The sequence below is a fragment of the Streptomyces sp. G5(2025) genome, from assembly GCF_049542075.1.
GTDB lineage: Bacteria > Actinomycetota > Actinomycetes > Streptomycetales > Streptomycetaceae > Streptomyces.
Genome location: NZ_JBMUZT010000002.1, coordinates 1634610 through 1647032, shown reverse-complemented (window position 1 = coordinate 1647032; position 12423 = coordinate 1634610). Strand labels below are relative to the sequence as shown.

General features: G+C 74.8%; 8 protein-coding genes, 2 pseudogenes and 1 riboswitch. Of the genes and pseudogenes, 5 read left to right on the top strand and 5 right to left on the bottom strand.

Features of this window, described 5'->3' with window-relative positions:
* Window positions 1–15: 15 nt before the first annotated feature.
* On the top strand, window positions 16–216 hold the full coding sequence (locus tag ACOBQB_RS07700) for a hypothetical protein (RefSeq protein WP_423589827.1): 201 nt from the start codon (window positions 16–18) through the stop codon (window positions 214–216).
* Here ACOBQB_RS07700 and ACOBQB_RS07695 read toward each other — a convergent pair.
* Window positions 213–850, bottom strand: a pseudogene (locus ACOBQB_RS07695) (histidine phosphatase family protein). The gene ACOBQB_RS07700 and the pseudogene ACOBQB_RS07695 overlap by 4 nt on opposite strands.
* On the bottom strand, window positions 847–4452 hold the full coding sequence (gene cobN / locus ACOBQB_RS07690) for a cobaltochelatase subunit CobN (protein ID WP_423589825.1): 3606 nt from the start codon (window positions 4450–4452) through the stop codon (window positions 847–849). The pseudogene ACOBQB_RS07695 and the gene cobN overlap by 4 nt, the downstream one beginning before the upstream one ends.
* A gap of 36 nt (window positions 4453–4488) precedes the next feature.
* Window positions 4489–4620, bottom strand: a riboswitch (cobalamin riboswitch).
* A gap of 107 nt (window positions 4621–4727) precedes the next feature.
* Here cobN and ACOBQB_RS07685 point away from each other — a divergent pair.
* From ACOBQB_RS07685 to ACOBQB_RS07675, 3 genes are read left to right on the top strand one after another with little or no spacing between them, the layout of a single operon-like run.
* Window positions 4728–6146 carry a cobalamin biosynthesis protein CobG gene (locus ACOBQB_RS07685; RefSeq protein WP_423589823.1) on the top strand — a complete coding sequence of 473 codons (1419 nt, stop codon included), beginning with the start codon at window positions 4728–4730 and terminating at the stop codon, window positions 6144–6146.
* Window positions 6147–6157: 11 nt separating this feature from the next.
* Window positions 6158–6784, top strand: coding sequence for a precorrin-8X methylmutase (locus ACOBQB_RS07680; RefSeq protein ID WP_423590474.1), 627 nt, complete (start codon window positions 6158–6160; stop codon window positions 6782–6784).
* A complete protein-coding gene (locus ACOBQB_RS07675) occupies window positions 6781–8370 on the top strand; it encodes a precorrin-2 C(20)-methyltransferase (protein ID WP_423589822.1) in 1590 nt (529 codons plus the stop codon). The genes ACOBQB_RS07680 and ACOBQB_RS07675 overlap by 4 nt, the downstream gene beginning before the upstream one ends.
* Window positions 8371–8452: 82 nt before the next feature.
* Here ACOBQB_RS07675 and ACOBQB_RS07670 read toward each other — a convergent pair.
* Window positions 8453–9231 (bottom strand): annotated as a pseudogene (locus tag ACOBQB_RS07670) (cobalt-precorrin-6A reductase).
* A gap of 17 nt (window positions 9232–9248) precedes the next feature.
* Here ACOBQB_RS07670 and ACOBQB_RS07665 point away from each other — a divergent pair.
* Window positions 9249–10382, top strand: coding sequence for a cobalt-precorrin-5B (C(1))-methyltransferase (locus ACOBQB_RS07665; RefSeq protein ID WP_423589820.1), 1134 nt, complete (start codon window positions 9249–9251; stop codon window positions 10380–10382).
* 13 nt (window positions 10383–10395) lie between these two features.
* Here ACOBQB_RS07665 and cobM read toward each other — a convergent pair whose 3' ends face one another.
* Window positions 10396–11145 (bottom strand): precorrin-4 C(11)-methyltransferase, encoded by a 750-nt coding sequence (gene cobM / locus ACOBQB_RS07660; protein ID WP_423589819.1) that lies wholly within the window; start codon window positions 11143–11145, stop codon window positions 10396–10398.
* A complete protein-coding gene (gene cbiE / locus ACOBQB_RS07655) occupies window positions 11142–12410 on the bottom strand; it encodes a precorrin-6y C5,15-methyltransferase (decarboxylating) subunit CbiE (RefSeq protein ID WP_423589817.1) in 1269 nt (422 codons plus the stop codon). Before cbiE ends, cobM begins: the two co-directional genes overlap by 4 nt.
* Window positions 12411–12423: the final 13 nt, after the last annotated feature.

Below are 12423 nucleotides of genomic sequence, written 5' to 3'. Positions count from 1 at the left end.
AAAGAAGTCAGCCGCATGCGTCATCGTCGCGCCCTGGCCGTCACCCTGCTCGGAGCTCTCACCCTGGTCGCCGTCACCCTCACCGCTCCGGCCGCGGCGGCGGCCCGGCAGGCGGCCACGCCCACCCCGCTGCCCCCCATCGATTCGCTGATCACGGAAGGGGTCGCCGTCGAGGGCCCGTTGATCAACGGCGTCACCCTGCCCGTCCTCCGCTAGCCGTCGCCGCCCGGCTCGCAGTCGCGGAACTCCGGCGGGAACCCGGTCCAGCGCAGCTCGGCGGGCAGATGCCGCATGTCGTTGTAGAAGAGCAGCGAGGCGGGCCGCCCCGGCGCGTAGCGGATGACGGTCAGGGCGGCGTTGCAGTGGTTGAGGCCGAGCCAGCGCCACGGCGGGGCGTCGAGGGCGTCCCGGACGAGCCATCCGATGAGGAAGTTGTGCGTGACGACCAGTTCGTGGCGGGGTTCGTCCCCGGCGCCGGGCCGGTGAACCGGTCCAGCGCGGCACGGGCGAGCGCGGGCCCGTTCACGCGCTCTTCCTCGGGGAGGCCCCTGAGCCGGTTGAGCGTGGACTCGGCGCCTTCCGGGGGCAGTTCGTCCTCGCGCGGCATGTACGGGATGTAGTCGCCCGCGGCGTCCGAGCGGCACAGGGCCACGCCGTCGAGCCGCCCGGCGATCAGCCGGGCGGTCTCCTCGGCCCGCGGCAGCGGTCCGTGGTGGACCGCGGAGAGGGGGACGCCGCGCAGCCGCTCGCCGAGAAGGGCGGCCTGGCGGCGGCCGCCCTCCGTCAGGCCGCTCTCATCGGGCGTGGCCTCGCCGTGCCGGGCGAGGTAGAGGTGCCTCGGGGCGGTCAACCCTCGTCCTCCAGGTTGCCTTCCGTCTCCAGGTACGCCTGCCGCAGGGCTTCGAGCACCGCCGGGTCCGGCTTCGCCCACATGCCGCGCGACTCGGCCTCCAGGAGGCGTTCCGCGATGCCGTGCAGCGCCCAGGGGTTGTTCTCCTGGAGGAACTGACGGTTCGTGGGGTCCAGGACGTACGTCTCGGTGAGCTTGTCGTACATCCAGTCGGCGACGACGCCCGTCGTGGCGTCGTATCCGAACAAGTAGTCCACGGTCGCGGCGAGTTCGAAGGCGCCCTTGTAGCCGTGGCGGCGCATCGCCTCGATCCACTTGGGGTTGACGACGCGGGCGCGGAAGACGCGCGAGGTCTCCTCCACCAGCGTGCGGGTGCGGACCGTCTCGGGGCGGGTCGAGTCGCCGATGTACGCCTCGGGGGCCGTGCCCCGCAGCGCGCGCACCGTCGCGACCATGCCACCGTGGTACTGGAAGTAGTCGTCGGAGTCCGCGATGTCGTGCTCGCGGGTGTCCGTGTTCTTCGCGGCGACCGCGATGCGCTTGTACGCGGTCTCCATCTCGGCGCGCGCCGGGCGGCCTTCGAGCCCGCGGCCGTAGGCGTAGCCGCCCCAGACCGTGTAGACCTCGGCGAGGTCCGCGTCGGTGCGCCAGTCGCGGGAGTCGATGAGCTGGAGCAGCCCCGCGCCGTACGTGCCCGGACGCGAACCGAAGATGCGGGTGGTGGCCCGGCGTTCGTCGCCGTGCTCGGCCAGGTCGGCCTGGGCGTGGGCGCGTACGTAGTTGTGCTCGGCGGGCTCGTCCAGCGAGGCGGCGAGGCGCACCGCGTCGTCGAGCAGGCCGATCGTGTGCGGGAACGCGTCGCGGAAGAAGCCCGAGATGCGCAGCGTCACGTCGATGCGGGGGCGGCCCAGCTCCTCGTACGGGATGGCCTCCAGGCCCGTGACGCGGCGCGAGGCGTCGTCCCAGACGGGGCGGACGCCGAGCAGCGCCATGGCCTCGGCGACGTCGTCGCCCGCTGTGCGCATCGCGCTCGTGCCCCACAGGGACAGGCCGACGGAGGTGGGGTAGTCGCCGTTGTCGTTCTTGTACCGCTCGATGAGCGAGTCGGCGAGGGCCTCGCCGGTCTCCCACGCGAGGCGGGACGGGACGGCCTTGGGGTCGACGGAGTAGAAGTTGCGGCCGGTCGGCAGGACGTTGACCAGGCCGCGCAGCGGGGAGCCGGAGGGGCCCGCCGCAACGAAGCGGCCGTCCAGGGCCCGTACGGCGTTGTCCAGTTCGGCCGTGGTGCCCTCCAGGCGGGGGACGACCTCGCGGGCCGCGAACTCCAGGATGGCGGCGACCTGTTCGCTCTGGCCGGCGGGGACTGCGGAGAGGTCCCAGTCCGCGTCGTCCATCGCCTGGACCAGCGCGCGGGCCTTCTCCTCCGCCTCGTCGGCGCTCACGCGCGTCGCCGCCGACTCGTCCAGGCCGAGCGCCTCGCGCAGGCCGGGCAGGGCGGTCGTGCCGCCCCAGATCTGGCGGGCGCGCAGGATCGCGAGGACGAGGTTGACGCGGTCGGCGCCCGCCGGGGCGGTGCCGAGCACGTGCAGGCCGTCGCGGATCTGCATGTCCTTGATCTCGCAGAGCCAGCCGTCGACATGGAGGAGGAAGTCGTCGAAGCCGTCGTCGTCCGGGCGGTCCTCCAGGCCCAGGTCGTGGTCGAGCTTCGCGGCCTGGATGAGCGTCCAGATCTGCGCGCGGATCGCCGGCAGCTTCGCCGGGTCCATCGAGCTGATCTGCGCGTACTCGTCGAGGAGCTGCTCCAGGCGCGCGATGTCGCCGTAGGAGTCGGCGCGGGCCATCGGCGGCACGAGGTGGTCGATGAGCGTGGCGTGCACGCGGCGCTTGGCCTGCGTGCCCTCGCCCGGGTCGTTGACGAGGAAGGGGTAGATCAGCGGCAGGTCACCGAGCGCGGCGTCCGGGCCGCAGGCCGCCGAGAGGCCCGCGTTCTTGCCGGGCAGCCACTCCAGGTTGCCGTGCTTGCCGAGGTGGACCATCGCGTCCGCGCCGAAGCCGCCGTCGGCGGCGGGGGCCGCGATCCAGCGGTAGGCCGCCAAGTAGTGGTGCGAGGGCGGCAGGTCCGGGTCGTGGTAGATCGCGATGGGGTTCTCGCCGAAGCCGCGCGGCGGCTGGATGAGGATGAGGAGGTTGCCGCGCCGCAGGGCGGCAAGGACGATGTCGCCCTCCGGATCGCCGCCGTCGCCGACCCGCGAACGGTCCAGGAACATCTCGCCGGGCGGCGGCCCCCAGTGCTGCTCGACCGAGTCCCGCAGCTCCTGCGGCAGCGTCGCGTACCACCGCTTGTAGTCGGCGGCCGGGATGCGGACCGGGTTGGCGGCGAGCTGCTCCTCGGTCAGCCAGTCCTGGTCGTGGCCGCCCGCGTCGATCAGCGCGCGGATCAGCTCGTCGCCGTCACCGGAGACGAGGCCCGGGATCTCCTCCGTGGGACCGAAGTCGTACCCCTCCGCGATGAGCCTGCGCAGCAGCGCGACGGCGGACGCCGGGGTGTCCAGGCCGACCGCGTTGCCGATCCGGGAGTGCTTGGTCGGGTACGCGGAAAGTACCAGGGCCAGGCGCTTGTCGGCGGCCGGGATGTGCCGCAGACGCGCGTGGCGTACGGCGATACCGGCGACCCGGGCCGCGCGCTCGGCGTCGGCGACGTACGCCGGGAGCCCGTCCTCGTCGATCTCCTTGAACGAGAAGGGGACCGTGATGAGCCGTCCGTCGAACTCGGGCACCGCGATCTGGCTCGCGGCGTCCAGCGGCGAGACGCCCTCGTCGTTCTCCTCCCAGGCCGAACGCGACCCGGTCAGACAGAGCGCCTGGAGGATCGGCACGTCGAGCCCGGTCAACGCGCCCGCGTCCCACGACTCGTCGTCGCCGCCCGCGGAGGCCTCGGCGGGCTTGGTGCCACCGGCGGCGAGGACCGTCGTCACGATGGCGTCGGCGGGGCGCAGCGCGTCGATCAGCTCCGGCTCGGGGGCGCGCAGCGAGGCCACGTACAGCGGCATCGGGCGGGCGCCCGCGTCCTCGATGGCGCCGCACAGGTCGTCGATGAACGCGGTGTTGCCGCTCATGTGGTGGGCGCGGTAGTACAGCACCGCGACCGTCGGGCCCTCGATGTCGCGGGCGGCGCGCTCCAGCGGTCCCCAGGACGGCGCGGGCGCCGGCGGGTCGAAGCCGTGGCCGGTGAGGAGCACGGTGTCGGAGAGGAAGCGGGCGAGCTGCTCCAGGTTCGCGGGGCCGCCGTGCGCGAGGTAGGCGTGCGCCTCGGCGGCGATGCCGACCGGCACGGTCGAGGAGGCCATCAGCTGGGCGTCGGGCGCCTGTTCACCGGTGAGCACGACCACCGGCAGACCGCTGGCGGTGAGCTGGTCAAGGCCGTCCTGCCAGGCGCGTACGCCGCCGAGGAGGCGTACGACGACGAGGTCGGCGCCCTCCAGGAGCGCGGGCAGCTCGGCGAGGTCCAGGCGGGAGGGGTTGGCGAACCGGTAGTCGACCGGACCCCCCGCCGCGCGGGCGCTGAGCAGGTCGGTGTCGGAGGTCGACAGCAGCAGAAGCATGCGTGCGCAGGCCTTCCTCGGGGTGTCCGCGCCCCGGGTGGTCGTATGGACGGCGGGAGTTCCTGACTCGCCCCACGGATGGGGCTCACAGTGGCGGGACCGCGCCGGATTCACACCGGGCTTCCTCCCCCGGGTCCTGGCGGACCCACGCCGTCGCTGGCGTAGGCGGACCTGGCGGCCCGCCGCCTGCATAGTAAGTCCTGACCGCGGCCGATGGGGCGCCCACCTACCGGGACGGCCCGTCTCGGGAGGCGACCGGCCGGATCGGCGTGGGTATGCTCGCCGCCATGCCGCCCACCCGAGCGACCTCCACGAACCAGGGCGAATCCCTCATACGCAACCCGGTACGCGACCGGGGCGACGCCTGCCCCGGAGCCCTCCGCCTGCACCGAGCCGACGACGGCGCGCTGGCCCGACTCCGCGTACCCGCAGGGCTTTTGACGTCCCGTCAGGCAGCGGTGCTGGCAGACGTGGCGGAGCGCCTGGCGGACGGCCACCTCAGCATCACCTCGCGCGGCAACATCGAGCTGCGCGGCCTCGGCGCGAGCTGCGGCGCGGAGCTCTCCGCGCTCCTCGCGGACGCGGGCCTGCTGCCCTCCGAACGCCACGAACGCGTCCGCAACATCGTGGCCTCCCCGCTCGCCACGCTCGACCGACTCGGCCACGCCGACGTGCAGTTGTGGGCCCGCGAGCTGGACCGGCTGCTGTGTGGGCAGGAGTGGACGACGGCGCTCTCCGGCCGCTTCCTGTTCGTCCTGGACGACGGGCGCGGGGATGTGGCCCCGCTCAGCGGCGATGTGACCTTGATCGCAGAATCGGGCGGGGCGGGGCGCGCGTCCGTGGAGTCGGGGGGCGGGGCGGCTTCCGTGCCCGTGGCTTCGGGCGGGGCGGGGTACGCGGGAGCCGACGGAACCCCGGCCGTGCGGCCGACCGGCACGGCGTCGGCGCTCGTCCGCGTCGGTGACCGCGCCCTGCGGGTTTCCGCCGCCGACGCCCCGCGTGCCGCCCTCGCCGCCGCCGGGGCCTTCCTCGCCGCCGCGCGCGACGCGGGCAACGGGGCGTGGCGGGTCCGCGAGCTGCCCGCGGGGCACCCCGTCGACCTCGCCGGGGCGCTGGCGCGGCAGGGCATCGACGCCGAACCGGCCGCCGCCCCCTTCGGCCCGCCCCGCCCCGCCCCACACCTGCCCGGCGTCATCGGCCGCGCGGTGGCCGTCGGCGCCCCCCTCGGCCGCGTGAGCGCCGACCAGTGGCGGGCCCTGCTGCCCGCCCCCGCCGACGAACTGCGCGTCACCCCGTGGCGCGGCTTCGTGCTCCCCGGCTTCGAGGACGCCGCGGCGGCCCGCGCACGCCTGCGCGCGCTGGCCGACGCCGGATACCTCACCGACCCCGCCTCGCCCTGGCTCGGCGTCGGCGCCTGCACCGGCAGGCCCGGCTGCGCCAAGTCCCTCGCCGACGTCCGCGCCGACGCCGTCCCCGGCACCGGTGGCCTGCCCGTCCACTGGTCCGGCTGCGAGCGGCGGTGCGGGCACCCGCACGGCGACTGGGTGGACGTCCTCGCCACCGGGGACGGTCGGTACGAGGTGACGGTGCGCACCGGCGGCACGGCGGCGCCCGTGAGCGGCGGAACCCTGACCGAGACGGTCACGACAGCACGTACGACATCCGCAACCACCAGAGCAACGGCCACGAGATGAGCGAGAGCACAGTGTTCGACTACGAGAAGGACGGCGCGGCGATCTACCGCGAGTCCTTTGCCACCATCCGCGCGGAGGCGGACCTCGCCGGTCTGCCCGCCGACGTCAGCCAGGTCGCGGTGCGGATGATCCACGCCTGCGGGATGGTCGACCTCGTCCGCGACCTCGCCTTCAGCCCGCGCGTGGTGGCCGACGCCCGCAAGGCGCTGCGCGACGGCGCGCCGATCCTGTGCGACGCGAACATGGTCGCGAGCGGCGTCACGCGCAAGCGGCTGCCCGCCGACAACGACGTGATCTGCACCCTCACCGACCCCGCCGTCCCGGACCTCGCGGCGCGGCTCGGCACCACCCGCAGCGCCGCCGCCATGGAGCTGTGGCGCGACCGCCTCGAAGGCTCCGTCGTCGCCATCGGCAACGCGCCCACCGCGCTCTTCCGCCTTCTGGAGATGATCGAGGAAGGCGCCCCGCGCCCGGCCGCCGTCCTCGGCATCCCGGTCGGCTTCGTCGGCGCCGCGGAATCCAAGGACGCGCTCGCCGAGCACCACTCGGGCCTGGAGTACCTGGTCGTACGGGGCCGTCGTGGCGGCAGCGCGATGGCCGCGGCGGCGATCAACGCGATTGCGAGCGAGACGGAGTGAACACCCAGAACACCGAGCACACCGAGAACACCCAGCACACCGAGTACGCCCAGCACGCTCAGAACACCGGGCGGGGGAAGTTGTACGGGGTCGGGCTCGGGCCCGGCGACCCCTCCCTGATGACCGTGCGCGCCGTCGAGGTCATCGCCGCCGCCGACGTCGTCGCGTACCACTCTGCGCGGCACGGCCGCTCCATCGCCCGTTCGATCGCCGCGCGGCACCTCCGTGCCGACCACGTCGAGGAGCCGCTGGTCTACCCCGTCACCACGGAGACCACCGACCACCCCGGCGGCTACCGCGGCGCCCTCGACGACTTCTACGAAGAGGCCGCCGCCCGCCTCGCCGCGCACCTGGACGCCGGGCGCACGGTCGCCGTCCTCGCCGAGGGCGACCCGCTCTTCTACGGCTCCTACCAGCACATGCACAAGCGGCTCGCCCACCGCTACGACACTGAGGTCATCCCCGGTGTGACCTCGGTCAGCGCCGCCGCCGCCCGCCTCGGCGAACCCCTCGTCGAGGCCGAGGAGGTCCTGACGATCCTGCCCGGCACCCTCCCCGAGGAGGAGCTGACCGCGCGCCTCGCGTCGACGGACTCGGCGGTCGTCATGAAGCTCGGCCGTACGTTCGGCAAGGTGCGCGGCGCCCTGGAGCGCTCGGGCCGCCTGGACGAGGCCCGTTACGTCGAGCGCGCCACCATGGACGGCGAGCGCACCGGCCGCCTCGCCGACGTGGACCCGGAGTCCGTGCCGTACTTCTCCGTGGCGGTGCTCCCGAGCCGGGTGGCGCCGCTGACGGGTGGCCCCCGGCCGGAGCCGTCCCCCGAGGGCGGGGCGGGCGAGGTCGTCGTCGTCGGCACCGGCCCGGCCGGACCCCTCTGGCTCACTCCCGAGACGCGCGGCGCGCTCGCCGCCGCCGACGACCTCGTCGGCTACACCACCTACGTCGACCGCGTACCGCACCGCCCCGGCCAGCGGCGCCACGGCTCCGACAACCGCGTGGAGTCCGAGCGCGCCGAGTTCGCCCTGGAACTGGCGCGGCGCGGGCGGCGCGTGGCGGTCGTCTCGGGCGGCGACCCCGGCGTCTTCGCGATGGCCACGGCCGTCCTGGAGGCCGCCTCGCAGGACGCGTACGAGGACATTCCGGTCCGGGTGCTGCCGGGCGTGACCGCCGCCAACGCCGCCGCCGCGCGCGCGGGGGCACCGCTCGGCCACGACTACGCCACGATCTCCCTCTCCGACCGCCTGAAGCCGTGGGAGGTCATCGCGGAGCGGCTCGCCGCGGCGGCCTCGGCCGATCTCGTCCTCGCGCTCTACAACCCCGGTTCGCGCAGCCGCACCTGGCAGGTGGGCAAGGCCCGGGAGCTGCTGCTCGAACACCGGGCGCCGGATACGCCGGTCGTCCTCGGGCGGGATGTCGGAGGACCTGAGGAGTCCGTGCGTGTGGTGCGGCTCGCAGACCTCGACCCCGCCGAGGTCGACATGCGGACGCTGCTGATCGTCGGGTCCTCGCAGACCCGGGTCGTACGGCGGCGTGGCGGTGCGGAGCGGGTGGTGTGGACGCCGCGGAGGTACCCCGAAGGGGGGTGAGCGGGTTCCCGTGCGTGTGCGGGTGCGCGGGGGCTGGTCGCGCCCACGCGGCGGAGCCGCACATGTCACAGTCCCGCGCCCCTTACGGGGCGCACGCCCCTTCAGGGGCACAGCCGCTGACGCGGCGCAGCCAGGTGGCCGCCTCCTCCGGAGCGGCCACCACCGGAACGCCCTCCGGGACCGGTGGCCGCTCCACGATCACCACGGGGACCCCCGCCTCGCGCGCGGCGGCCAGCTTCGGTGCCGTCGCCGCACCCCCGCTGTCCTTCGTCACCACCACGTCGATCCGATGCGTACGCAGCAGCTCACGCTCACCGTCCAACGTGAACGGGCCCCGGTCGAGGAGGACCTCCACGCGGGCCGGGAACGGCGGCTCGGGCGCGTCGACGGACCGTACGAGGAACCACAGCGCCGCCAGGTCCGGTTCCGGCCCGGCGAAGGCCGCGAGCCCCATCCGTCCCGTCGTGAGGAAGACCCGCTCGCCCAGCCCGGGCAGCACCCGTGCCGCCTGCTCCAGGGAGCCCACCGGATGCCAGTCGTCGCCCTCACCCGCGACCCAGCCGGGGCGGCGCAGGGCGAGCAGGGGAACATGGGCGGTGGCGGCGGCCGACGCCGCGTTGAACGAGATGGCCTCGGCGAAGGGATGGGTGGCGTCGATGAGCGCGTCCACGCGGTGGTCCCGCAGCCACGCCGCCATGCCCTCCGCCCCGCCGAACCCGCCGACGCGGACCTCGCCGGGCGGCAGCCGGGGCGCGGCGACCCGCCCCGCCAGGGAACTGGTCACCCGCAGCCCCGCATCGCCCGCGAGCACTTCCGCCAGGCGGCGGGCCTCGGTCGTTCCCCCAGAATCAGTACGTGCACGGAGTTCGGTTCCCCTCATGAGTAAGGCAAGCGGCCCGCACGAGGCGCAGGGCGGACGCGGCGCCCAACTCAAGCACACCGGTCTGCGGCCCGGCTGGACGACCGGCGCCTGCGCGACCGCCGCCACCACCGCCGCGTACACCGCGCTGCTGACCGGCGACTTCCCGGACCCGGTGACGATCACCCTGCCCAAGGGCCAGACGCCCGCCTTCGCGCTCGCCGCCGAGGAGCGGACCGACGCGTACGCCATGGCGGGCATCGTCAAGGACGCGGGCGACGACCCGGACGTCACGCACGGCGCGCTGGTCCGCGCCACGGTGCGGCGGCTGCCGCCCGGCTCCGGCGTCGTCTTCAAGGCGGGCCCCGGCGTCGGCACGGTCACCCGCCCCGGCCTGCCCCTCGACGTCGGCGAGCCGGCCATCAACCCCGTGCCGCGCCAGTTGATGCGGGACCACGTGGCGCGGGTGGCGGCGGAGCACGGCGGCACCGGAGACGTGGAGATCACCGTCTCCGTCGATCACGGCGAGGAGATCGCCCGCTCCACGTGGAACCCCCGCCTCGGCATCCTCGGCGGTCTGTCCATCCTCGGCACCACCGGCATCGTCGTGCCCTACTCCTGCTCGGCGTGGATCGACTCGATCCGGCGCGGCGTGGACGTGGCGCGGGCGGCCGGGCGCACGCATGTCGCCGGGTGCACCGGCTCGACCTCCGAGAAGACCGTCGTCGCCGAGTACGGCCTGCCCGAGGACGCGCTCCTGGACATGGGGGACTTCGCGGGCGCGGTCCTGAAGTACGTACGCCGCCACCCCGTGGACCGCCTCACCATCTGCGGCGGCTTCGCCAAGCTGTCGAAGCTGGCGGCGGGCCACCTCGACCTCCACTCGGCCCGCTCCCAGGTCGACAAGGGCTTCCTCGCGGAGCTGGCGCGGCACGGCGGCGCGAGCGAGTCCCTGGCCGCACGGATCGCCGCCGCCAACACGGGCCTGGAGGCGCTGCGCCTGTGCGAGGCGGCGGCGGTACCGCTGGGTGACCTGGTGGCGCGGGCGGCACGGGACGAAGCCCTTGCGGTACTACGGGGCGCCCCGGTCGCGGTGGACGTCATCTGCATCGACCGGGCGGGCGCGGTGGTGGGGCGAAGCGGCGCGGCCTGAGTCGCCCCGTCACTCAGCAGACGTGCCGGTCCCGCTCCGCCGAGTACAGATGGCTGTCCCGGAACTGCGAGGCCCCCAACGTCCGCCCCACCATGATGACGGCGGTCCGCACGATCCCCGCCTCCTTCACCTGCCCGGCGATGTCCTCCAGCGTGCCCCGCAGGATCACCTCGTCGGGCCGGCTGGCGAGAGCCACCACGGCGGCGGGGCAGTCGGCGCCGTAGTGGGGGATCAGTTCCTCGACCACGCGGTCCACGTACCCGGCGGCGAGGTGCAGGACGAGCAGCGCCCCGCTACGGCCGAGCGTGGCCAGATCCTCCCCGGGCGGCATTGCCGTGGCGCGCTGCGCGACGCGGGTGAGGATGACCGTCTGGCCGACCGTCGGCACCGTCAGCTCCCGCTTCAGCGCGGCAGCGGCGGCGGCGAACGCCGGGACGCCCGGCACGACTTCGTACGGGACACCCGCCGCGTCGAGCCGCCGCATCTGCTCGGCGACCGCGCTGAACACGGACGGGTCGCCCGAGTGCAGCCGCGCCACGTCGAGCCCCGCCTCGTGGGCGCGCACCAGCTCGGCGGTGATCTCGTCCAGGTTGAGGTGCGCGGTGTCCACGAGCCGTGCGCCGTCCGGGCATTCGGCGAGGAGTTCACGCGGGACGAGGCTGCCCGCGTACAGGCAGACCTGGCAGGCGGCGAGCGTCCGGGCGCCGCGCACCGTGATCAGGTCGGCGGCGCCGGGTCCGGCACCGATGAAGTACACGGTCATCGTTCTTGTTCTCCTTGCTGAGCAGGCTTGGTGACGGTCCATTGAGTGACCGGCATGGCCTGCCGCCACCCGGTGAAACCGCCGACGGGGACGGCCTGCGCGACCGAGAGCCGCACCAGCTCGCCGCCGTGGCGCCGGTACCGGTCGGCGAGCAGCGCCTCGGACTCCATCGTCACGGTGTTGGCGACGAGCCGTCCGCCGGCGGGCAGCGCCGCCCAGCAGGCGTCGAGCAGGCCGGGCGCGGTGAGGCCGCCGCCGATGAACACGGCGTCGGGCGTGGGCAGTTCGGCCAGGGCGGCGGGCGCGGCGCCGGTGACGACGCGCAGGCCGGGGGTGCCGAGCCGGTCCGCGTTGCGGACGATCCGCTCGGCCCGCACGGCGTTCTTCTCGACGGTGACGGCGCGGCACGAGGGGTGCGTGCGCATCCACTCCACCGCGATCGACCCCGACCCACCGCCGACGTCCCACAGCAGCTCACCTGGCGCGGGCGCCAGCGCGGCCAGCGTCACGGCCCGCACATGCCGCTTGGTGAGCTGGCCGTCGCTCTCGTACGCCGCGTCGGGCAGCCCCGCCGCCGCGCCGAGCCGCAGGGCGCCGGGGGCGCGGCGGCACTCGACCGCGACGACGTTCAGGGGGTCGCCGGGCGCGTGCGACCAGGCGTCTGCGACATCTTCGTACGCACACTCGTGCTCCGAGCCCAGCTGTTCCAGTACGCGCATCCGGCTCGGCCCGAAGCCCCGGTCCCGCAGCAGCGCGGCGACCTCGCCCGGCGTCGCGGCCCCCGCGCTGAGCACGAGCAGGCGGCGCCCGTCGTGCAGCGCGGCGGCCAGACGCGCGGCCGGGCGGCCCACGAGCGTGATCACCTCCGTGTCCTCCACGGGCCAGCCGAGGCGGGCGCAAGCGAGGGAGACGGCGGACGGGTGTGGCAGTACGCGCAGCCTGTCGGCGCCCAGCTCCTCGGTGAGGGCGCGCCCGATCCCGTAGAACATGGGGTCGCCACTGGCGAGGACGGCGACGCGGCGCCCCGCGTGGTCGGCGAGCAGTCCGCGCACGGCGGGCCGCAGTGGCGAGGGCCAGGCCACGCGCTCGCCGGGGCAGGCGTCGGCGGGCAGCAGGCCGAGCTGGCGCGGGCCGCCGACGATGATCTCGGCGTCCCCGAGGGCGGCGCGGGAGGCGGCCGAGAGCCCGGCCCAGCCGTCGGCTCCGATCCCGACGACGGTGACGGCCGGTATGCCTGCGGGGGAGGCCGGGGGTGCGGGGGTCACTGCGGGTACCTCG

Coding starts and splice junctions, on each gene's coding strand:
- cobN (WP_423589825.1), bottom strand. CDS start 4,452: ATGCTTCTGCTGCTGTCGACCTCCGACACCGACCTGCTCAGCGCCCGC.
- ACOBQB_RS07700 (WP_423589827.1), top strand. CDS start 16: ATGCGTCATCGTCGCGCCCTGGCCGTCACCCTGCTCGGAGCTCTCACC.
- ACOBQB_RS07665 (WP_423589820.1), top strand. CDS start 9,249: ATGAGTAAGGCAAGCGGCCCGCACGAGGCGCAGGGCGGACGCGGCGCC.
- cobM (WP_423589819.1), bottom strand. CDS start 11,145: ATGACCGTGTACTTCATCGGTGCCGGACCCGGCGCCGCCGACCTGATC.
- ACOBQB_RS07685 (WP_423589823.1), top strand. CDS start 4,728: ATGCTCGCCGCCATGCCGCCCACCCGAGCGACCTCCACGAACCAGGGC.